This window comes from Chryseobacterium arachidis (genome assembly GCF_900129245.1).
Lineage (GTDB): Bacteria > Bacteroidota > Bacteroidia > Flavobacteriales > Weeksellaceae > Chryseobacterium > Chryseobacterium arachidis.
Window position 1 is genome coordinate 1 of record NZ_FQUT01000023.1, and the last position, 23,517, is coordinate 23,517.

The 23,517-nt window shown below is 33.1% G+C and carries 17 protein-coding genes and 1 pseudogene; 10 read left to right on the top strand and 8 right to left on the bottom strand.

Features of this window, described 5'->3' with window-relative positions:
• Nucleotides 1–318 precede the first annotated feature (318 nt).
• On the bottom strand, nucleotides 319–606 hold the full coding sequence (locus BUA89_RS22255; RefSeq protein ID WP_072964164.1) for an ISAon1 family transposase N-terminal region protein: 288 nt from the start codon (nucleotides 604–606) through the stop codon (nucleotides 319–321).
• A gap of 223 nt (nucleotides 607–829) precedes the next feature.
• Here BUA89_RS22255 and BUA89_RS22260 point away from each other — a divergent pair, with 223 nt between their 5' ends.
• From BUA89_RS22260 to BUA89_RS22290, 7 genes are all read left to right on the top strand, one after another.
• On the top strand, nucleotides 830–3,196 hold the full coding sequence (locus BUA89_RS22260) for an outer membrane beta-barrel family protein (protein ID WP_072964166.1): 2,367 nt from the start codon (nucleotides 830–832) through the stop codon (nucleotides 3,194–3,196).
• A gap of 1,417 nt (nucleotides 3,197–4,613) precedes the next feature.
• On the top strand, nucleotides 4,614–5,663 hold the full coding sequence (locus BUA89_RS22265; protein ID WP_072964168.1) for a SagB/ThcOx family dehydrogenase: 1,050 nt from the start codon (nucleotides 4,614–4,616) through the stop codon (nucleotides 5,661–5,663).
• 41 nt (nucleotides 5,664–5,704) lie between these two features.
• Nucleotides 5,705–7,372: an ABC transporter ATP-binding protein gene (locus tag BUA89_RS22270; protein WP_072964170.1), complete on the top strand. Its 1,668-nt coding sequence runs from the start codon at nucleotides 5,705–5,707 to the stop codon at nucleotides 7,370–7,372.
• Between the two features lie 23 nt (nucleotides 7,373–7,395).
• Nucleotides 7,396–8,235, top strand: coding sequence for a retropepsin-like aspartic protease (locus tag BUA89_RS22275; protein ID WP_083531764.1), 840 nt, complete (start codon nucleotides 7,396–7,398; stop codon nucleotides 8,233–8,235).
• Between the two features lie 138 nt (nucleotides 8,236–8,373).
• Nucleotides 8,374–11,349: a lantibiotic dehydratase gene (locus tag BUA89_RS22280; protein ID WP_072964174.1), complete on the top strand. Its 2,976-nt coding sequence runs from the start codon at nucleotides 8,374–8,376 to the stop codon at nucleotides 11,347–11,349.
• A 295-nt stretch (nucleotides 11,350–11,644) separates the two neighbouring features.
• A complete protein-coding gene (locus BUA89_RS22285) occupies nucleotides 11,645–12,520 on the top strand; it encodes a sensor histidine kinase (RefSeq protein ID WP_228420675.1) in 876 nt (291 codons plus the stop codon).
• Nucleotides 12,517–13,242, top strand: a complete 726-nt coding sequence (locus tag BUA89_RS22290) for a LytR/AlgR family response regulator transcription factor (protein WP_228420677.1) — start codon at nucleotides 12,517–12,519, stop codon at nucleotides 13,240–13,242. The genes BUA89_RS22285 and BUA89_RS22290 overlap by 4 nt, the downstream gene beginning before the upstream one ends.
• Before the next feature lies 1 nt (nucleotide 13,243).
• Here BUA89_RS22290 and BUA89_RS22295 read toward each other — a convergent pair whose 3' ends face one another.
• The 5 genes from BUA89_RS22295 to BUA89_RS22315 all read right to left on the bottom strand — a co-directional run bounded on the left by BUA89_RS22295 (nucleotide 13,244) and on the right by BUA89_RS22315 (nucleotide 16,803).
• Entirely contained in the window at nucleotides 13,244–13,588 is a 345-nt protein-coding gene (locus BUA89_RS22295; RefSeq protein ID WP_072964178.1) for a hypothetical protein, read from the bottom strand.
• 397 nt (nucleotides 13,589–13,985) lie between these two features.
• Nucleotides 13,986–14,954 carry a glycosyltransferase family 9 protein gene (locus tag BUA89_RS22300; RefSeq protein ID WP_228420679.1) on the bottom strand — a complete coding sequence of 323 codons (969 nt, stop codon included), beginning with the start codon at nucleotides 14,952–14,954 and terminating at the stop codon, nucleotides 13,986–13,988.
• Between the two features lie 2 nt (nucleotides 14,955–14,956).
• Nucleotides 14,957–15,376 carry a SufE family protein gene (locus tag BUA89_RS22305; RefSeq protein ID WP_072964180.1) on the bottom strand — a complete coding sequence of 140 codons (420 nt, stop codon included), beginning with the start codon at nucleotides 15,374–15,376 and terminating at the stop codon, nucleotides 14,957–14,959.
• Between the two features lie 93 nt (nucleotides 15,377–15,469).
• Nucleotides 15,470–16,579, bottom strand: coding sequence for a glycosyltransferase (locus BUA89_RS22310; protein WP_072964182.1), 1,110 nt, complete (start codon nucleotides 16,577–16,579; stop codon nucleotides 15,470–15,472).
• Nucleotides 16,579–16,803 (bottom strand): uroporphyrinogen decarboxylase, encoded by a 225-nt coding sequence (locus tag BUA89_RS22315; RefSeq protein WP_072964184.1) that lies wholly within the window; start codon nucleotides 16,801–16,803, stop codon nucleotides 16,579–16,581. The genes BUA89_RS22310 and BUA89_RS22315 overlap by 1 nt, the downstream gene beginning before the upstream one ends.
• 152 nt (nucleotides 16,804–16,955) lie before the next feature.
• Between BUA89_RS22315 and BUA89_RS22320 the strand changes: the two genes are divergently transcribed.
• Complete coding sequence (locus BUA89_RS22320; RefSeq protein WP_072964186.1) at nucleotides 16,956–19,493, top strand: ATP-dependent Clp protease ATP-binding subunit; 2,538 nt, start codon at nucleotides 16,956–16,958, stop codon at nucleotides 19,491–19,493.
• 146 nt (nucleotides 19,494–19,639) lie between these two features.
• Entirely contained in the window at nucleotides 19,640–21,433 is a 1,794-nt protein-coding gene (locus tag BUA89_RS22325) for a T9SS type A sorting domain-containing protein (RefSeq protein ID WP_083531765.1), read from the top strand.
• Between the two features lie 44 nt (nucleotides 21,434–21,477).
• Here BUA89_RS22325 and BUA89_RS22330 read toward each other — a convergent pair whose 3' ends face one another.
• Nucleotides 21,478–22,005 carry a hypothetical protein gene (locus BUA89_RS22330; RefSeq protein ID WP_072964190.1) on the bottom strand — a complete coding sequence of 176 codons (528 nt, stop codon included), beginning with the start codon at nucleotides 22,003–22,005 and terminating at the stop codon, nucleotides 21,478–21,480.
• A 117-nt stretch (nucleotides 22,006–22,122) separates the two neighbouring features.
• Here BUA89_RS22330 and mnmA point away from each other — a divergent pair, with 117 nt between their 5' ends.
• Complete coding sequence (gene mnmA, locus BUA89_RS22335; protein WP_072964192.1) at nucleotides 22,123–23,310, top strand: tRNA 2-thiouridine(34) synthase MnmA; 1,188 nt, start codon at nucleotides 22,123–22,125, stop codon at nucleotides 23,308–23,310.
• A gap of 67 nt (nucleotides 23,311–23,377) precedes the next feature.
• Here the strand turns inward: mnmA and BUA89_RS22825 are convergent.
• Nucleotides 23,378–23,517 (bottom strand): annotated as a pseudogene (locus BUA89_RS22825) (IS1 family transposase); the annotation flags it as partial.

Below are 23,517 nucleotides of genomic sequence, written 5' to 3' on the forward strand. Positions count from 1 at the left end.
ATAATTCGGGTAAGAATAATTTCAGAATTTCAGCATCATTTAACATTCCACAAAGTTACTATTTTTATTTTCTCCCCAACTTTTGAGACTGATCCGAGTTTACAGCAATTCTTATTTAAATCCTAAGTTTTTTAAATCTCAATATTTTCAATTTTAAGGCAGAATTTTAGGTTACCTATTTTTATTTTAGGTTATTGTCTCTGAAAAGTCTTGCCTTTGATCCCGAAAATTCTGCTATGACTTTTAGAGGAAGAGCTTTAGTGTCGGCTAATTTTTTTAAGAAGCCTGCCAGATCCTTTGTCATGCGGGTTCCTTTCGCTACCACCTGCTAGTCTCTCTGAAGAATTTCATTAGAGGATTTATCAGTCCATCTTCTTTTACATGAAGCTTTACGATTTTACCCCGTAATGGATAATCATCTATAATGATTTCAGGTAAAAAGCCCTTCGATTCAAGTTGCCTTTCTTTAAATTCCTTAGGAATGCTGCTTTTTTCTTCAAAATAAATATATAGTTCTGCAGCATGAGTTTCTGCTTTGTGGATATCAAAGTGTTCAATTAAAAATTCCGGTAAAAATAATTTCAGAAATTCTGATTCATATAACATCTACAAATTAACCTTTCTGCATTTTCTCACAAAGTTTTGAAATTGAGCCGGTACAACCCATATATTTCAATAATACCAAGAAATATTTACTTTATTATCTGATTTAAAAAATGCTTTACCGATATATTTTCAATTTCTATCCTTGAAAACAACACTCTCGTCGAAATAAATTCTTTTCCGTTTGTGAACTCTATACTTTTGAACCATAGAAAATCACAAGATTATGCAAAAGACAAGTTTAATAGCAGCAACATTTTTCTTAGCCTTCTCTACAGTAAGTGCTCAGAATATAATTAACGGCAAAGTAACAGATATTAAAGGTCAATCAGTCCCTTTTGCTTTAATAAAAGTATTATCTGCAAATAACAAAGCAAATGTTATTTCCGAAAAGATCTCTGATGAAAATGGGATTTTTAATGTTGAAGTTCCACAAAATGGAAGCTATAATCTGTTAACATCCGCATCTGGATATGCAGAATCTTCTAAGAACTATGAATTTAATAATACTACTAATAATATAACCATCTCTATAGAAAAGGAAAAAGTAGCCGGAATAAAAGAGGTGGTATTGGTTGCTAAGAAAAAAACTTTTGAACGAAAAATAGACAGATTTGTATTTAATACTGAAAACTCTATTGCATCGAAAGGAGTTGATGGTCTTGATGTATTAGCAGCAACACCAATGGTAAAAGCAGATGATGAAGGAAATATAGAAATTGTAGGGAAGAACTCTGTTTCTATCATGATCAATGACAGACCGGTAAATCTTTCAGGAAAGGATCTTGTTTCATATCTAAAAACGTTGCGCTCTGAAAACATTGCCAGAATAGAAGTAATAACAACTCCTCCTGCAAAATATGAAGCTCAGGGAAATAGCGGAATTATAAATATTGTACTCAAGCAAAATACCAATATGGGCTTTAGTGGTAATATTTCGACAAGTTATCAGAGAAGATCACGAAACGGATACTCTAATAATGGATCTCTAAATTATCAATCTAAAAAAATAAATACCTCTTTAAGAATATCACAGTTTGATAACGAGAAAAAATCTGATGAAAATCTTTCCATTTATGCCAATAATATTCTTGCTGCTGAAACGAGCAGAATTGATAAGTCCAAAGGATATAATATCAATTATAGTATTGATTATAAAATTAATGATAAAACATCATTAGGCGCCATTTATAATTATTCGGATACGGATGGGAAGAATGATTCTAAAAACTTTTCACGATACTATCATGGAAATACATTAGACTCAACGGTTGTTTCCAATGCCTATAATGCCACAGATATACAAAATAACCAACTGAATGTTTATTTTGAAAGAAAGCTAGATAGTTTAGGAAAGAAACTTTACTTGGGCGGAAATCTTTTCGACAGCAAAAATGACAATCCTTTTTCACTGGAATCTTCATCTAGTAATGTAAATAATATTAATTATCAGCTGAACTCAAAATACCATTATAAAATTTATTCCGGACAAGCCGATTTTTATCTCCCTTTCAAGAATTTTATTGGAGAAGTGGGTGGAAAATACACAAGATTTAATACCGATACGGGGCTTGATTTCTTTGTTAATAATGGAGGTATACCTCAATATGACAATATCCGAAGTAATGCTTTTGAGTATAACGAGAACAATTGGGCATCATATATTACCCTTTCTAAAACCTTTAATGAAAAATGGGAAGGAAAAGCAGGACTAAGATATGAATATACATCCCTCACAGGGGTGGCGAGAAATGGCGAAAGAGTAGAAAATGAATACGGAAAATGGTTCCCAAGTTTATACCTTACCTATAAGCCGAACAAGAAAAATATATTAACCCTAAGCTACTCTAAACGTATCACACGTCCGGACGCCAGGTCTCTGAACCCTACTACGATTTATCTGGATCCGTATGCTTATGTAACAGGTAATCCTTACCTGAAACCTTCTTTCAGTAATAACTTTGAACTAGGATATGTATTTAATAATAAATTATCTGTCACAGGATACTATCAGTTCAGCAAAGATAATTTTGGACAAATTGTTGAATTACAAGGTGCCAACAGAACAGTAAAAATCCTTAATAACTATGATGAAAATAGTATAGGAATTAACGCAACATATTCTAATACTTTTCTTAAAAGATGGGACTTTTATGCATCAGCAAACTATGCCTATGTAGAGTCTAAAGGATTAATAGATCAGGTAGAAGGGCTAAGCTCAAACTCTCTTTACTATTCTGTAAATAATACTATTCATCTAAACTCCGGCAAAACTTTTTCCTTCTTGCTAAATTTCTGGAATTTCCTGCCACACACCAAAGGAAACTTCAGATTTGAGAATGTTTACAATTTGTCTACAGGGCTTAGAATGTCTTTGCTAGAGAAAAAGTTACAGGTAAATCTGACTGTTCAGGATTTATTAAAAGGAATGAAGTTTAGAGGAAAAGCATACTATTCAGACTATTATACCTACTCCAACAATTATTATGATGCAAGAACTTTTAATGTAAGTGTTACGTATCAGTTCGGAAACAGCAAAGTTAGAGGAAATAATAAACAGATTAAGCTGGAGGAAGTAGACAGAGCAAACTAAGATTCTAAAAACAAAATAACAAAACTGAAATTTATTGCAATGAGACAAATCCCAAAACCTATTGACAGCGATTATTTTGACATTAATGTAATCTGTTGGTCACAGCCAGAAACAACTATCGAAATAGTGAAACCCAAATAAATATTAACCCTTAAAATTCAACGATGAAACCAGTAACTACATCGCCAATCGAGAACGATTTCTTCGACATCAACATCATCTGTTGGTAATCCACAACAGAAATAGTGTAACAAAATCAAATATTAACCTCTAAAATTTAACGATGAAACCAGTAACTACATCGCCAATCGAGAACGATTTCTTCGACATCAACATCATCTGTTGGTAATCCACAACAGAAATAGTGTAACAAAATCAAATATTAACCTCTAAAATTTAACGATGAAACCAGTAACTACATCGCCAATCGAGAACGATTTCTTCGATATCAACGTAATCTGTTGGTAATCCAACACAGAAACAGTGTAACAAAATCAAATATTAACTCTTAAAAATTTAACGATGAAACCAGTAACTACATCGCCGATCGAAAACGATTTCTTCGATATCAACGTAATCTGTTGGTAATCTACCACAGAAACAGTGTAACAAAATCAAATATTAATCCTTAAAAATTCAACGATGAAACCAGTAACTACATCGCCAATCGAAAACGATTTCTTCGATATCAACGTAATCTGTTGGTAATCCACCACAGAAACAGTGTAACAAAATCAAGTATTAAGCCTTAAAAATTTAACGATGAAACCAGTAACTACATCGCCAATCGAAAACGATTTCTTCGATATCAACATCATCTGCTTCTAAGCTTTAGAACAGAAATAGCGAAACAAAAACAAATATTAATCCTTAAAAATTCAACGATGAAACCAGTAACTACATCGCCAATCGAAAACGATTTCTTCGATATCAACATCATCTGCTTCTAAGCTTTAGAACAGAAATAGCGAAACAAAAACAAATATTAATCCTTAAAAATTCAACGATGAAACCAGTAACTACATCGCCAATCGAAAACGATTTCTTCGATATCAACATCATCTGCTTCTAAGCTTTAGAACAGAAATAGCGAAACAAAAACAAATATTAATCCTTAAAAATTCAACGATGAAACCAGTAACTACATCGCCAATCGAAAACGATTTCTTCGATATCAACGTAATCTGTTGGTAATCCAACACAGAAACAGTGTAACAAAAACAAATATTAACTCCTAAAATTTAACGATGAAACCAGTAACTACATCGCCGATCGAAAACGATTTCTTCGATATCAACGTAATCTGCTTCTAATTATAGAAGTACTTATTAAACTGAAAAATAGTAGTGATAATAACTCTCCAGTCACTACTATTTTTTCCAAAAACAAATTACAATACAACTAAAAACAATAGACTATGAATATTTCACACAACTTTTTTTTATATTTTAAAGACAACCAACCCATATTATTTAATTACAAGGAAAAAAAAGAATACAGCCCAAGAAAAGAATATCTGAGAGCTTTAGTAGATTATTCAAATACTGAAGAAGATATTACAGAGAAAGAAAATATTGTAAATGATTTTATCAATACAGACATTCTTACACAAAACAACAACCAAGATCAGCCCTATCTTAATTATTACGCCCACATGTTTCATCATATCACCAAGGATACCTCAAATGCCATGGCAGATTCCACAGAAGAAGAATGGGCAGGACAGTATCTGGAAGTTTGCAAAAGAGTAAAAAAAGTAGAATTTCCAAGAAGAGGACAGATTGAAGATTTTGAAGTAGTCGTAACTCTACCCCAGGCCGATGAAGTTAACATAGACCTCATCGACACGCTGAAAAAAAGAAAAACAATCAGAGAGTTTGAAGAAACTTCTGTAAACATACAACAATTAAGTAACCTTCTTTTCTATTCATTTGGATATGTTCATGGTGTAGAAAAGGAATACGGCCCTTTCAGAAGAAGAACCAGCCCTTCCGGAGGCAGCCTGCAGATTATAGAACCTTATGTAGCAATCTTTAATGTGGAAGGCGTAGAAAACGGAATATATTGGTACGAGCCGGAAACTCATTCTTTATGTAAAGTAAACGATCATTTTTCTTATCAGGATCTTAGAGAATGTCTTGCTGGGCAATTCTTTGCAAACGACTGTTCTTTTGGAATTTTCCTTGCCGCTAATCTTGAAATCTTGGCCTGGAAATATAAAACACCAAGGAATTACAAAGTCGTGTACTTAGAAGCCGGTCATTTTTCACAGACTTCTCAGATTATTGCCGTTACACAGTCTTTACAAACCTGGATCACAGGAGCTTTTAAAGAATCAGCGATTGAAAAGTTCTGTAAAATGGATGGAATTACAAAAATACCCGTATTTTTCACCGCATACGGAAAAGGAAAATTCTCTCATATGCATACTATTATGAAGAAAAAATTGGATGAATACAGGGATTAAAAAAGTCCCTTGTTTTTACTAAACAAAAAAATAGTATCATTATGAATCAGAAAAAAAAATTACTGAAAAGATTTTCAAAATATATTTATCCTTACATCAAAGAGGAAATCATTCTTTTCATTCTGATGATATGTTCCAGTGCAGGCTCATTAGTAACTCCATACATGCTAAAAGTGATTATTGATGATGTATTTCCATCAGGAAACTATCACGATCTTATTATGCTCTTGGTACTTCTTGTCGGGATATATATTGTACAGATCATCTGCTCCCTTGTTTCCGATGTAATGTCTACCACGGTAAGCAAAAAAATATCTTCAGATATCCGAGAAGAAGCTTTTGCCAATATTTTGAATAAAAATATTTCTTTTTTTAAGGATTCCAAAGTAGGAGAACTTGTTTTCACCTTAATGAATGATGTTGATAATATTCAGCAGACCACATCTTCTCTCCTCATAAGATCAGTAAAAAATATTATTGTCCTGATCGGCGTTTTGATTATGCTTTTTATTCTAGACTATACACTTGCCTTAATGAGTCTCCTTTTTATTCCGGCAATTGTCTTTGTAATAAGAGCCTTCACTCCTTATGTAAAGAAAAACTTTACGATTATTCAGAAAATGGAAGGTAGTCTAAATAATTATCTTGTAGAAAGAATAAAAAACATCAGAGTAATTAAAAGCTATAAAACAGTTGATTTAGAAGAGCAAAACCTTAAAGCTCTACATTCTGATCTGGTATCGAAACATTCAAAAGGTACTTTTATCAGCAGTCTGAATGGAAGCGTCTCTTCTCTACTAATGTCTTTAGCACCTATTTTGGTACTTTCATATGGCGGTTATCAGGTGTTTCAAAATGCAATGAGTGTTGGAGTTTTGATAGCATTTATACAATATCTCAATAGATTATTCACTCCTACTCTGGAAATTGTAAATAGTTATAACCAGTTTTCAAAATCGCTTGTTTCTATGAACAGAGTTTCCGAATATTTTAATGTTGAAAAAACAACTGAATTACAAGAAGATAAAGATCCTCGTAACGAGATTGAACAAATAATTTTTAAAAACATTTCATTATTTCATGGAAATAACAGGATTTTAAACGAAATAAACTTAACTTTTGATCAAGGAAAAACATATATTCTTTCAGGCGGGAGCGGAAGCGGCAAATCCTCTATAATCAATTTATTATGTGGATTTACAGAACTTACAAATGGAGAATTAAAGATCAATAACCAAGATATTAAAGAAAATAAATACTGGAAAAACGAATTTTGTCTTATAGAAAAAGAAAACCAGCTTTTCCATGATACATTGGAAAGAAACATTAAATACGGAACCCTTAAGAGCCAATTCGAAATTGAAGATGTTTTAAAATATGCTCGTCTCGAAGAAGTTGTTAAAAAACTTGAAAACGGATCTGACACCTTGATCTCTTACAGTGGAGGAACTCTTTCAGACGGACAAAAACAAAGAGTTTCGATTGCAAGAGCCATTAACAGATCTCCTTCAGTTTTCATATTTGATGAGTCTACAGCCTCTTTAGACGCTAAACTGGAAACCGAAATCATCAATAATATTAGAAATCTCTTTCCAAAGTCTATCATTATTATTGTTTCTCACAGATCAGAAACATTTGAGCTGGCTGACCGTATTTATACTTTAGATAAAGGTAATATTGAAGATAATATGTTATCCCAGGCAATATAATCGAAACACCAAATTATAATATTATGAAAAAGACATTTTTAACATTTCTATTGATACTTTCCGTATCAGTCATGGCTCAGAAAACTCCGTTTACATTATTACCTTCAGGTCATATTGTTGTAAAAGCAAAAATTGAAGGCGTAGAAGGAAATTTCATTTTCGACACCGGGGCTGGTATCAATTTATATTTCAATGATTTTGTAGCAAAGCTTCCTCAAAAACCGTCTTCATATAATTTTTTTACAGGATTTAGAGCTACAGGCGAAAGAATCGACATTCCTCTTTTCAGAAATAATGAAATTAATTTTTCGGGCAAAACATTTAAAGATGTTCCTTTTTCTTCAGTAGATATGAAAATTCCGGGAATTGACGGTCTTATCTCATTAAAAATGCTTGAAAATACAGATGTTATCATAGATTACAATAAAAATGAAATAAGTTTTACAGACGCTTCTCCCAAGTCATATTCAAAATCTATTGATATTTTTCTTTCCACTCAAAGTGATGATACAGTAGATATATTTACGTACGCTGTTCTGAACAATAAATATAAAATCAAAGTAATGCTTGATTCTGGCGCAGGAAACAATTCTTTTTGGCTAAGTGACAAGCTGATGAACACATTAGGCATAGATTCTAAAAACATGCAGATGATTGAAAAAGAAAGCGAGTTTAATAAGGCTGTTAAAACAAAAATATACAAAGGAAATATAGAGAGTATTTCTAATAATTATGCAAAAGCAGAAAAACCTAATGTTCTTTTTGTAGAAAACCTCATCTATGAAGGAAAAACAAGTCTCAACTGGCTTGGAAAAAAGATAGTAATCAGCATAAAAGATAAAAAGATATTTATCCTTGAGTAGTTAATTTTTATTATTCTTTTTAGAAAAAAGTTTAAATTAATCAAAAAAGTGTGATTTTTAGTTGTATTTAGGTATTAAGTAATAATTTTGCGGAAATTTTAAAGTTCTGCCGGAGAACAGAACGTTTCGCAAAATGCTATGAATAAATATGATACCTATAATAAATATGTCATAAGAAAGCCTTTGTTTTCTTATGACATATTGTTTAATGAGGCCGGAACAAAAAATATCGAAGATGTTGTAAACGAACTTATACAAGACGATTCCTTCGTCGCATCCATATATTGGAGTTCTCCTGACTTGTATGAGATGATTATCAATTACAAAAAGAAAAAACTTAAGGAAGATAGGATTCCAAAGTTAGTTCACACGCTTAAAAAATATGCGATCCGTTCAAGTACAAGATGTACTCCTTATGGAACTATGGCTGGTGTGGCCCTCCAAGATCTAAAAAATACACACAAGGCAGAACCACTTGCCCGAAAAGCGAGAATTGATATGGATTTTCTTTCAGAAATAAAATTTCATATTGAGAATAATGAAAGTATAAAGAAAAAACTAAAGTATAAAGTCAACAATACCTTAGGTAAAATTCCCGGGCAATATCGCTATTTAGAGCCCATAAAAACTGATGATGAAGAAAAATACCAGCAATCTTCATTGGAAATTAATGAAGATCTCGAAAAGCTCACAAATATTTCCACTTTTACAGAATACGACGAAATCAGAAGTTTATTTGCTGATGATTTTGAGGATAATGAAATTTCAGATTTTATCGACGAGCTAATTGATATTAAATTTTTAGTTAGCGAACTTCAGCTCACTCTAACCTCCGATAGCTCAAAGAATATAAAAAATATTCTGCAAAAAATTTTAAAAGAAGGAGTATATGAGGCAGAAATATATCTGAAGCTTTTAAATAAAATCGAATACTGCATTTCAGTAATTGAAGAAACACCTATTTCTAATCTTCCTATATCCGAGATTTCAGAAATTAAGAGCTTAGTTAATGAAATAGGAATTTACAAAACACATTTTTTCCACGTTGATCTGAAACATTCTCCAGAAAGCAGTTTCGAGCCAGATGAAAAATTTCTCTGTAATATCAATACTTGCATTTCGATATTAAATACATTTGGTTCAGGAAATTCGGCACAGAATGATTTGGAAATTTTTAAGAAGTATTTCAATACCAAATATGAATTGAGGGAAATCCCGCTTCTTGAAGCATTAGACTCAGAATTCGGGATTGGATTTCCGGCAGGATCACAAATCGGAAACTTTCAGGGAAGTTCACTGATAGAAGGATTTGGAAAAAACAAAAATCAGACAAAGAAAAAAGCAGAAAGTCCAAATTTAGATTTTCTTTTAGATTTGATTGAAAAAGATAAAAGCAAAATCATCAATCTGGAAAATAATAATTTAAAATTAGACGAAAAACCTGTAAAAACACAAAATTTCTGTGTAGTAGGTTCTCCTATTAAAGATCAATTTTTTCTACAGAACATAGGCACAACCAGCACAAATTCAATCTTGGGGAGGCTTGCATTATTAGACTATCAAATCAAAGATTTTTGTAACGAAATTCATCAAAAAGAGCAAAAAATATACTCTGAAGTTATTTTTGCAGAGATCATTTATATTCCGGAAAAACGTACAGCCAATATCACAAGAAGACCACAGTTTTCGGAGTATGAAATCCCAATTTTTGCAAATAGTGGTCATCATGATAAGCAGATTTTATTGAGCGACATTATGATCTCAGTAAAGAATAACGAGATCATCTTAAGATCTAAAAAACTTCATAAAAGAATTATTCCCAAACTTTCAAATGCTCATAATTTTTATAAAAGCGAAAGCTCCGTTTATAAATTTTTGTGTTCCATACAATCTCAAGGTCAGGAAAATATCAATTTGAATATTAATTATTCAAAAATTAAAAAAAGATTTATCCCAAGAATAAATTATAGAAATATCATATTGCATCGAGCTTGTTGGATAATGCACGAAAATGATATTAATGCAGTCAAGAAGTCAAAAAACCCTTTATCAGCATTAAAAGATTTTTTTCAAAAATGGGATGTATCAAAATATGTTGTATTGGTTCAGGGAGACAATGAACTTTTTTTGGATATTACCAATGATACTTACCTGTCATTGCTGCTTGATGAACTGAAAAACAATACCATGCTTCAACTTTCGGAATGGTTATTACCTAACGACGGAGTGAAAAATTATAATCAACAAATTGTTCTTCCTTTAGAAAATAAAGAGCTAAAACCACTGAATAATTGGTTTCAAAATAAAAAATCATCAATACAAAGAAGTTTTGCTCCTGGAAGTGCATGGTTATATCTTAAAATATATTGCAATTCAAATATTTCAGACGATTTATTATCAGGACTGAAACCAATTTTAGATGAATTGATTACTGAAAATCATATTAAAAAAGCCTTTTTCATCCGATACACAGATCCGCATTATCATATCAGATTGAGACTTCATTTAAATGATCAAAAATTATATCCCGAAGTTCTTCAGAAATTACATGGACATCTGGATCCATATTTTCAGGAAGAAACCATCTGGAATTTGCAGATCGACTCTTATCACCGGGAAATCGAAAGATATCATCCTGAATTTATTGAAGCAACCGAAGAGGCTTTTTATCATGACAGTGTATTGGTTTTAAACTTATTGGATCAGGAAAATTTCAAAGAAAATGAAAATATAAGATTATTTTCTTCAGTAAAAAATGTAAACTCATGGCTTTCATTATTCGGGTTAACTTTACAGGAAAAACTGGATTTTTGTAAGTCGATGGAGAGTGTTTTTTTGAAGGAATTTTCTTCAGAACTGAAATTGCATATTAATTCAAAGTACAGAATTTTAAAAGAAGGTTTACATGAGTTTTGTACAGGAAATGAGTTTGTAGAAGAATTTCATGAGAGAGATCTACATTTGAATAATATACAACTTTGTAAAGAAGTTCTTTCAAGCTATATACACATGAGCATTAATCGATGGTTTCCTTCCGAACAGCGCGCTTTGGAACTCATGACCTATTCATTTGCCACAAAATATTATAATAGAATTTTAAGTCAGAAACGCTAACTGTATGAATGCATCAAACCAAAAGATAAGCCCTTTTTTAGAAAAAGTTTCACAAATCAATTTTGATAAATTTTATACTCCACGTAATAGATTTATTTGCCATGTATGTACTTGGCTTTTCTTTTCTGTTTTACTTTTTTTAAACTATTCGGTAGAATTAAAACTGCCTTTTAGCTCCAGTTTATTACTAACAGCGAGAGGAACTATTAATAACATGACGGTTTTTTATCTCTTTTTTTATGTTTTGGTTCCAAGAATATTTAAAAGCAGTGTTTGGGGCATATTTTTTATTCTTATGTGTATTCCTGCTTCTATTTATATCTGGTTATCTGTCAATTATTTTCAGTTTGTTATCCTGCATTACTTTGGAATCGATATTCATGAGGGAGCATTGAAAGAAATTATTAGTAAAAATGCAAAGCAACCGTATTTTAAAGCTATTTCTTATCAAAATGTGTTTGGAAATGCTATGTTGGTAATATATTCATTTTCACCTCCTTTCTTTGTTAAAATTTTATTCGATATATCACGCCTTTTCAACCGAACCATTTATTTTCAAAAACAAACTTTGGATCTGAAACTTCAAAATCTCAACATAGAAAAGGATTTTCTTAAGGCACAGCTTAATCCTCATTTTTTATTTAATACATTGAATAATTTATATGGTTTAGTGGTAAAAAAAGACCCAAGTGCTCCGGAAGCCATTATCAATATTTCAGATTTAATGGCATATACTCTATATGAATCCAATACGGAAAAAGTTCCGGTACAAAAAGAAATAGATTTTATTCAGAACTATTTTTATTTGGAAAGGATGAGATATTCTGCGGATAAGGATATCACATTAGAAATTTCCGTAGAGGATGATATTGATAATATCCAAATTGCACCTTTATTGAGTTTCACATTTATCGAGAATGCTTTTAAATACGGCCTAAAATCAGCTGAAAATAATTTTTTGAAAATAAGTATCGATATTGTGAATAATATTTTTTACTTTGCCATTGAAAATAATAAGGAAAAAAATTCTGTAAAAAAGACATCTTTTGGTGGAATTGGAGTGAAAAATGTAGAGAAAAGATTAAATCTTATTTATCCGGATAACCATGAATTAATAACAGAAGACAGAGAATCCAGTTTCTTTGTCTCACTTTCAATAAATTTGACATGATGAATGATAAAATGCGCTGTATAGTAATTGATGATGAACCTATTGGCAAAGAGCTTATTGTAGATTTTGTAAAAACAATTCCTTTCTTAGAATTACAAGCTTCTTATGATGATCCTATTGATGCTCTTGCCTATCTCCAATCTAATGAAGTTGACATTATTTTTAGCGACATTCAGATGCCAAAAATCAATGGAATAGATCTCATTCGGTCGCTTACAAAGCAACCTTCAATTATTTTTATAACTGCTCATAGAGATTTTGCCCTTGAAGGATTTGAAAATGGGGTAGTTGATTACCTTGTAAAACCTGTTGCATACAATCGTTTTCTTAAGGCTGTTAATAGAGCCAAAGAAAGAATTCAGATTTCTTCTAAGACAGAATCTCCCTCACCACAACAGCCTCAAAATTCGGTAGACCGTATTTTTATTAAGGTAAATGGAAAACTCGTAAAGGTAATTTTGGATGATATTTTGTATGTAGAAGCTTTAGGAGATTATCTTAAGATCGTGACTGATACAGAATCTTTTACAACATTAGCAACACTGAAATCGATGGAAGATATTCTAGTTCCACCAAAATTTTTCAGAGTTCAAAGATCTTTTATTGTAAAACTGATATCTATAAAATCCGTTTCGGGGAATGTCATTGATTTAAATAACGGAAAAGCAATAACCATTGCTACAGCAAAAAAAGACGAATTATTTAATTTATTAGGAATTTAAACTATAATTTATCTACTATTTTGCTTATTTCTTCCAAAAATTCAGGATACGGAATGTTTTTATTCAGCGTCCCTATTTTTGCATGATCATATTCAAATAGATTTGAAATCATACTTTTCGATAATAAAGCAGATATGACAATGATTAAAGAGCCTTTGTCTATCTGCTCCTTAAAGTAGCTTACATTTATATTTATTGAATCGATATCCCAAAAGATGACCTGATCATCTTCGGCAAAATTCATATTTTCTTCCACTAATAAAAAGAAAGGAGTTTGGTTGATAAACTCCTTAAATTTATTATAAAGAAGAAAGTTGCTAGATACTATTTTGCAGTTTATCCACATAACTTAATAAGATATTATTTTAGAAAAAGGAGGAACTAATTGAGATGGTCGTTGGATTCGTAGTAAAATTATCCTTTGCTCCTTTAGATGCTTCGTAGTTTTTAATAACTTTTTTTCTGATTGTTAATTTTGATTTTTGAGATGTGATTTGGTTCTTCATGGTTGTTTAATATTTATAGACCAAATTTGATCTATCCGTGATTGGAAAACAAAATGCTTCGATGAAAACAAGGTTTTATCCGATAGAATTCTTGTTTACATCGATATTAAAAATCTAAAAAATTCTTTTAATGAAAAGAAACATTTAAAAAGGAACGAAATCAGAAATGAATAAAATATAATTTTCGATTTAATTAATTGAACGTAAAGAAAAACCTCTCGAAAAGAGAGGCTGTATTTATAAAACTTTATTGACAATCTTCTGCACATCAAGCTCCTCCAAACAAGCCCAATCACCACGATAACATGCCTTATCCCCAAAAACAGAACATGGTCTGCAAGTGAGATCATTAACCTGGACAATATCTTCTTCCCTCTGGCCAAATCCCAAAAATCCTGCAAAAGGATGCGTGGAACCCCAAATAGAGACACATCTTGTCCCCACTAAACTTGCCAGATGCATATTTGCCGAATCCATAGAGATCATTAACTCTAACTGAGCGATTTTATGAAGTTCTTCCGTAAGACTTAGTTTTCCTGCTAAACTTTTTGTATTGGGAATTTCCTTTTCCCATTTTTCAAGCAATTCGCTTTCAGACTTTCCTCCTCCGAAAAAATAAATGGTATTTCTTTTTGCCAGAATTCTTGCCAATTCGTAAGATTTTTCCAAAGGAAGCATTTTCCCTTTATGTTGTGCAAAAGGAGCGAAACCAATTCCTGATTTATTGGCTGAATTTGGTCTCAATTGATGTGATAACTTGACCTTATACCCCATTTCCCGAAAAACATCTGCATAACGTTCAACGGTCTTCTTTAACTGAACTTTATTGAGATTCCAGACATCAGTCAATTGTTCTTTCTCTTCTTTTCCTTTGTTGATTTTGAAGACTTTAAATCCTTTTCTCCGATAAATTCTGTCCAAAATTTTCGTTCGGATCACATCATGAAGATTTGCAACCAGATCGGGCTTAAATTCTTTAATTAACTCATTTGCCAATCTATTTAGTCCAAAAATTCCTTTATAATCATCAAGGTTGATCCCTTTGAATATAACATTCGGAATATCAGCAAATAAAGCCTCAAAATTACTTCTGGAAACCATCACGATTTCCACATCAGGATTTTGCTCCAAAAATTCTCGAAAAACAGGAGCCGTCATCGCAACATCTCCGAAGGCGGAAAAACGATATGCTAAAATTCTGGTCACAACTATGATTTCAGTTGATAAGCAACTGCATAAAATTTAATTTGCTTCGTCATTGCCATTAAACCATTGGCTCTGGAAGGAGAAAGAAATTCCTGTAGGCCAATTTCTGAGATAAATTTGAAATCAGAATCCAAAATTTCCTGCGTAGAATGACCACTGTAAATGCTCACTAAAAGAGAAACAATTCCTTTCGGCAAAATACCGTCGGAATCTGCATCAAAAAATAATTTTCCGTCTTTAAATTCAGCGTCGATCCAAACCTTACTTTGACAGCCTTTGATTAGATTTTCTTCAGTTTTTTTATCTTCAGAAAGCCCTTTCAGCTCTTTTCCAAGGTCGATAATGTATTCATATTTCTGCTCCCAATCTTCAAGAAACGCAAATTCGTCAATAATTTCCTGCTGTTTTTCTTTAATGGTCATTTCTATACTTTCTTTGTGCAAAGATACTAAATTATGATTTAGACTTTAATCGGTAAGTCGTAGGCAATTTTACTGTAAATGAGATTTTGAAGCTTATAAGCTTGTTGTTGAATTTGCTTCCTCAAAGATTTGAAGCAATTTCATTTCCTCATTTTCCCAACAAAGAGCGTTGGCAGCTTTTTCAAGTTCCGGTAGATATTCTTTTCTTCCTTTGTTTAAAATGATCTGGATTGTTTTCGCAATATTCTCAGGTTGATGATCTTTGATGGTTTCCCCCACATCAAATTGATTTTTAATATTCATCATTTCAGGAAGGTTTGACAAAATCAAAGGAACTCTCGCCTGAATACAGTCCAAAACTTTATTAGGTAAAGAATAATAGTAACTTTCTCCACCGTTCTCTTCGATACTCATTCCACAATCAACCGTGACCGTAATTTTTCTTAAATCTTCCGGCAACAATTTTCCTAAAAACTGAACTTTTTGTTGAAGGTTTTCTTTTTCAACCAATTCTTCATATTGCTTTCTCATTGGTCCGTTGCCTGCAATTTTAAAAACAACATTATCTAAATGTTTCATTGCCAAAATTGCCTTATCGATTCCTCGAAAAGGATTAATCACTCCCTGATATAAAAGAATTTTTGGATTATTATCAGAAATTTCTTTATTAAAGCTTAATTTTCTCGGCGCATTTTGGACCACAACAGGATTAATTTTGTATTTATTTTCAAACCAATTTGCATAACCTGAACTTGCCGTAATCATAAACTTTATGTCCGGGATGAGCTTTTTTTCAAGATAACGCCATAATTTTTGTGACATTTTGCCCTGAATCGCAGGCATTTCGGAAAAAATTTCATGGCTATCGAAAACCAACGGAATATTTAGTTTTTTAGCAATCAAATAATTTGGAAGTAAAGCGTCTAAATCATTGGCGTGAAGAATGGTATTTTTATCTGCTTTTTTCTTTAATTCATGGTATAATTTCCAGTTAAACTCGAAATAAGCGGTTTTTAAACTTTTAGAAATTAATTTAATTCTCGAAAAAGAATATGGTCGAGACATTTTTTCCGCCCCATTCCAATCATTTCCAATCAATTCAATCTCATAGCCGTTTTCATGTAAAGTTCGGCAAACCTTTTCAATACGCTGATCCGTATATAAATTACTGAATGCGGAAGTAATGATTTTTTTCCTGCTCATTATTTCTTATTATCCGTCAAAAGATGGTAAATCTGAATAAAGCAAATTAATCCGTTTGGAATAATTACCGGCCAGAGCATTCCGCTAAAAATGCCATAAATGACAAAACAGATACAACCGATCATATTAACAATCCTGATTTTTCTGATATCTTTCAATATGAAACTCAACACGATAAAAAGTGATGCTGAATATCCAATATAAGTAGCAATTTCGGGAATCATTAGAAAAAATTTGAGGATCACAAACTTAATCATTTTCAATAAGATAATAAAATTTTTTCTGCCATAAAGTCATTTATTGATTTTTGGTAAAATATTTGTAATTTAGATAATGAATAAATGGCAATGTTGCTTTTATTCTAATGAGATATATTATGGATTATAAGTTTTCACAAGGTTTGAGCCAGGTGTTCAAACAAAGCAAGAGCGAAGCGAAAAGGCTCAAAAGTGAATTTCTTAATACAGAACATCTACTTTTAGGTATTATAAAAACAGAAAACTCTGCAAAAGAAATCCTTCAAAACCTTAATGCGGATTTAACACAAATCAGAAGAAAAATTGAAACTCTAAATACAGCAAGTCTTAATCCTATTTCTGAGGAGGTTACCAATATTTCTTTCACGAAGATGGCAGATCATGCGATCAAGCGTGCGGAGCTAGAATGCAGACAATATAAGAGCAATGAGATTAATACCGTTCATTTGCTTTTAGGCATTCTTTACAAATATGAGGATCCTACTTCAAATATTTTAGGGGCTTATGACATCGACTATGAAGGTGTTTCAAAAGAATATCAAACAATGCTTAAAAATTCGGGACAAGCGCCACAAATGAGTGCTTATGATGATGATGATGAAAGAGAGGATTTTGAGCAAATGAGAAAGCCTACAGGAAATTTAGGCTCTGCCAAAAGTAAAACTCCTACATTGGATAATTTTGGTAGAGACTTAACTTCTTTGGCAAGAGACGGAAAATTAGACCCTGTAATTGGTCGTGAAAAAGAAATTGAGAGAGTTTCGCAAATCTTATCGCGTAGAAAGAAAAATAATCCGCTTCTTATCGGGGAGCCGGGAGTTGGTAAATCTGCAATTGCGGAAGGTTTGGCATTACGAATTCAACAGAAAAAAGTGTCGAGAGTTCTTTACGGAAAACGTGTGATCACTTTGGATTTGGCGAGTCTGGTTGCAGGAACTAAATACCGTGGTCAGTTTGAAGAAAGAATGAAGGCCATTATGACCGAGCTGGAGAAAAACAGAGATGTCATCTTATTCATTGATGAGCTTCATACCATTGTGGGTGCAGGAAGTTCAACAGGAAGTTTAGATGCATCCAATATGTTTAAGCCGGCTTTGGCAAGAGGTGAAATTCAATGCATCGGAGCAACTACTTTGGATGAATACCGCCAATACATCGAAAAAGACGGCGCTTTGGAAAGAAGATTCCAGAAAGTAATGGTGGAACCTACTTCTATTGACGAAACGATTCAGATTTTAAATCAAATCAAAGATAAGTACGAAGAGCACCACAACGTAATTTATACTCCAGAGGCGATTGCAGCGTGTGTCAATCTGACATCAAGATATATTACAGACCGTTTCTTACCGGACAAAGCGATCGATGCGATGGACGAAGCCGGATCTCGTGTTTATATTAAAAACATGAAAGTTCCTACTGAAATCATTGATTTTGAAAAGAAAATTGAAGAGATCAAGGAATTAAAGCAAAAAGCGGTAAAGGCTCAGGATTATCTTGAAGCCAGAAAATTGAAGGATGAAGAGGAAAGGCTTCAGATGGAGCTAAACTCTGCTCAGGATAAGTGGGACAAAGATGTGAAAGAGAAAAAAGAAACCGTAACAGAAGAGAATGTAGCGGAAGTAGTTTCCATGATGAGTGGTGTCCCTGTAACCAAAGTTGGTAAAAACGAACTTGATAAACTTGCCGGAATGGATGGAAACCTGAACGGAAAAGTGATCGGTCAGGAAGACGCTGTGAAAAAAGTGGTGAAAGCCATTCAAAGAAACAGAGCGGGTCTTAAAGATCCGAACCGTCCGATTGGTACATTCATTTTCTTAGGAACAACAGGGGTTGGTAAAACCGAGCTGGCTAAGGTAATGGCAAGAGAGCTTTTCGAATCTGATGAATCTTTGATCAGAATCGATATGAGTGAATACATGGAGAAATTTGCAGTTTCGAGATTGGTTGGTGCGCCTCCGGGATACGTTGGATACGAAGAAGGCGGACAATTAACAGAGGCTGTAAGAAGAAAACCTTATGCAGTGGTTCTTTTGGATGAGATTGAAAAAGCTCACCCGGATGTATTCAATATCTTGTTGCAGATCTTAGATGAAGGTCACGTTACAGACAGTTTGGGAAGAAAAATTGATTTCAGAAATACAATTATCATCCTTACTTCAAACATCGGTACAAGGGACCTTAAAGATTTCGGAGATGGTGTAGGATTCGGAACTTCTGCTAAGAAGACCAATACAGATTCAAGAGCGAGAAGCACCATTGAAAATGCGCTTAAGAAAGCATTCTCACCGGAATTCCTGAATAGAATTGATGATATTGTGATCTTCAACTCTCTTGAAAAAGATGACATCAAGAAAATCATTGATCTTGAATTAAATAAGCTTTACAGCAGACTTGAAAAATTAGGATATAAAGTTGATTTAACTGATGAAGCAAAAGATTTCATTTCTGAAAAAGGATGGGATAAAGACTTCGGAGCAAGACCATTGAAAAGAGCGATCCAGAAATATATTGAAGATTTATTGGCAGAAATGTTGGTAAACAAGCAATTGAACGAAGGAGAAACTGTGGTTCTTGATCTGAATGAGGCGAAAGATGCCTTAACCGGAAAAGCTTCAAAACCGAAGAAATCTGCGGCTGAGAAGTCTTCTCAATCATAAATAAATAATTTATCATAATTGGAAAGCATCGGGATATTCTCGGTGCTTTTCTTTTTATGTCTAATTTTAAAATAATTAAGATAATTCACGATTGTTTGTATATTTTTGTATAACCCTGAATAATCACCAAAAACATCAAATTTAAAATGAGAGCAAAAAATCTATTCTTTTTATTTTTATCATCCGGTATGTTTGCCCAAAACTTTAATTATCAAAGAGATTGGGGAACTTATTTTGGAGCCACAAATACTTATTTTACAGGAATGTATGAGGATAACTCTTCCAACATCTTTGCAGAAGAGATTATAACATATATCAGTCCTTCTTCAGGAAATACACCTGTTTCATATTACAATCAATTTGTCACACCCGGAGAGCAAACTTTCATCGGTAATATTTCTAATAATTTCTCCGGCAGATTTTCGCCAGCCGGCACTCTTTTACAGGCAAAATATTCAGATCATTACCAAACCGGAACATCAAGAAAAACAATTGATTACAGAGACGAGAATGGCAATATTTATGGCATTGAAAACCAACTAACTGCTTATCCCACGCTTCCTTCCGGGGTATGGCTATCGAACAATAATGAAACAAACGATGTGATTCTCTCTAAATATGATGCCAACAACAACCTTTTGTGGAAAACCTACATCCCCAACACCGGAGAGAACAATAATATTGAAGTAGACGGCAACGGAAATATTTATCTTACAGGAAACACCAAATGGCAAAACCTGGGAGATTCCGGAGTTTTTCAGCAGAATTTCAGTGTTGTTTATGACACTGCGGGACTTATTTTAGCCAATACTTATATCGTAAAATTAAATTCTCAGGGTCAGAAAATTTGGGCAACCTATACACCTTCCAGTTTAATAGGCGGGATGACTGTATATGGAAACAATCTTTATATTTTTGGTAATAATGATTTAAAAACTACAGAAACTGGTCTTTCAACACCCGGAACTTTTCAGTCCGCAAAAGGGGGACAATTCATTGCTAAAATTGATGGAAATACAGGACAACGAATTTGGGGAACTTATTACGGCACTCCCGGAAACACAATAGAGGCCGGTATTTCGGATATAAAAGCAGATCAAACGGGAGTTTATGTTACAGGAATGACGTTTGGTATAGTCGGCGATACCTATTATGCTACAGAAGGTGCTTATAAGCCCCAGACCAATGATGGTATTGATATGTTTATCACTAAATTCAACAACGACGGAAACAGAAGCTGGAGTACGTATATAGGAACAGACGGATATGAGTCTTATAGCGGAGACAAAGGTCTTGATGTGAAAGACGGTAAACTGCTATTTACAGGGACAAGCAGTGGAAGCTATAATATAGCAACTCCGGGATCTTACGTCGATATAAAGCCAAATCCAAATAATCAGGATGCTTTTTTTGGCATTTTGAATGCTACTACAGGTCAGCCCGATTTCATTTCTTATTATGGAGGTGCCTACAGCAATCCCTTAGAATCCGTAGATATAAGATGCAGTTTTTCAAAGTATTCGGATGCATTTTACCTGTTTGGAAACACCCACAGAAACAATGGCTTTGCCTCTGCCAACGGAAACCAGACAAGCATAATGTATCCACCGGGAATTACATTAGGAATATCCGGATTTATTGCTAAATTCAGTCCTAAATTCCTTTCTGTTTCTGATGTAAATTCTACTGAAAATCTTACGCTTTACAATAACCCAAACAACGGAAACTTCAGCCTGAAGGGTTCAGTTTTAGACAAAGAATCACATATTGTTAGCATTAATGATATCTCCGGAAGATTGATTTATTCTAAAATGATTCAGAAAAATAAAGAAGAACATTTTAATTTAGAAGATCAGCTTGAAAACGGAAATTATCTGTTAACAGTAAAATCGGAAAAGGGAAAATTAGTAAAAAGTTTTAAACTCATCATAAAAAAATAAAAAGCAAAGCATCGAAGAAATCCGATGCTTTTTTGTATAAATCTTTAAAGCCCCACCACAAATCCAATATTCGGAACTAAACCACTCGAAAAAATACTGGAATTTTCTTTCCAAAGAACATTATACATCAAACCAAGCTGCAGGTAAGAATTATTTCCGATTCGTTGCATATAACCACCTCCGAGATACAAAGCATCTTCATCTGCATTTGCTTTAAAATCGTAAAATTTGTCTTTATAATTGATGAAATAGTGCTGATAATTTGCACTTACATAAAAAGTTCTTGCAATATAATAATTCAGAAACGGACCAACTCCGAACATTGTAGAGCTATACGAATTGGATTTCTGCCATGAAACACTTCCCAAAAGTCCGCCTTCAAGATCATCGGTAAGCCTGTATCCAACTCTTGGAGCCGCGGAAAGATTAAAATAATTGTTGCTTCCGAAACCCAATCCAATTCCACCTCCGAAAGTCCAACGATTGTTATTTTCAGGAGAAGCACCAACTGCAACCTGCGAGAACATTGCCCCTGAAATCATTAAAAATAAAGGAATAATAAACTTTTTCATATTAATATTGTTTTTGTCAATGTTTAAAATTATGTTTTTTTTCCGAATATATTTAGTTGTATTTTTGCCCCGTCAAACTAAGAACTCCCGTTAAGAGTTTCGTAAAATTGAAATGCAATGAAAGTAGTAGTAGGCCTTTCCGGAGGCGTAGATTCTAGTGTGACAGCTTATTTGCTGCAACAGCAAGGTCATGAAGTGGTGGCTTTGTTTATGAGAAACTGGAATGATGCATCGGTAACGTTGGAAGACGAATGCCCCTGGATCGAAGACAGTAATGATGCCTTAATGGTCGCTCAAAAGCTTGGAATTCCGTTTCAGGTGATCGATATGAGTGATCTTTACAAAGAAAGAATCGTTGATTACATGTTCGATGAATATCAGAAAGGAAGAACTCCGAATCCTGATGTTTTGTGCAACAGAGAGGTGAAATTCGATGTCTTTATGAAGACAGCAATGTCTTTGGGTGCGGATAAAGTAGCAACCGGACATTATGCAAGAGTGGATTCAACAGTTGATGAAAATGGAAAAGAAATTTTTCATTTGTTGGCTGGAAAAGACAATAATAAAGATCAGTCTTATTTCTTATGCCAATTAAGCCAGGATCAATTGTCTAAAGCATTATTTCCAATCGGAGAATTAACAAAACCTCAGGTTAGAGAAATTGCAAAGGAAATAGGATTGGTAACAGCTGATAAAAAAGATTCTCAGGGATTGTGTTTTATCGGAAAAGTAAGTCTTCCTCAATTTTTACAACAACAATTGGTTCCGAAAGAAGGTGAAATCGTTGAAATTTTTAAAGATTCTCCACTTTTCGCTCAGGAAAAACCTGAATTTTCTTCAAAGCAAGAAGAACTGGAATTTTTAAGCCAAAAAATCAATTATAAAAAGGCCGACGGAAAAGTGATCGGAAAGCATCAGGGTGCTCAATTTTTCACGATAGGACAAAGTAAGGGGTTAGGAATCGGCGGACATAAAGAAAGCTGTTTTATCATCTCCAGAGATATGGAAAACAATATTCTTTTCGTAGGAGAAGGACATCAGTTTCCGGGATTACTAAAAAGAGCTTTGAAAATCGATAATTCTGAATTACACTGGGTTCGCGAAGATTTAAGATTGAAAAACGGCGAATCGATGGAAGTACTGGCAAGATTCAGATACCGACAACAGTTGCAAAAGGCAACTTTATATCAGTTTGAGGATGCTTTTTATGTTGAATTTGAAGATCCACAATCTGCCATTGCAGAAGGACAGTTCGCATCTTGGTATGATGGCGAAGAATTGCTAGGAAGCGGAGTTATTTCGTAAATTATAAATGAAAAAGACCTTAAAAAAGGTCTTTTTTTGTTTTTATTAATATATTTCTAAGGCATTGTTAAATTAAGATATCTAATTGGTTATTAAGTTTTAAAAATAATAACTTTAATGAGTTCTCTAACATATATTGTTTTTTAGAATAACACTTTGTCTTTCTTTTAAATCTTGCCAAATAATGTCTGATTCTGGAATTGTAAC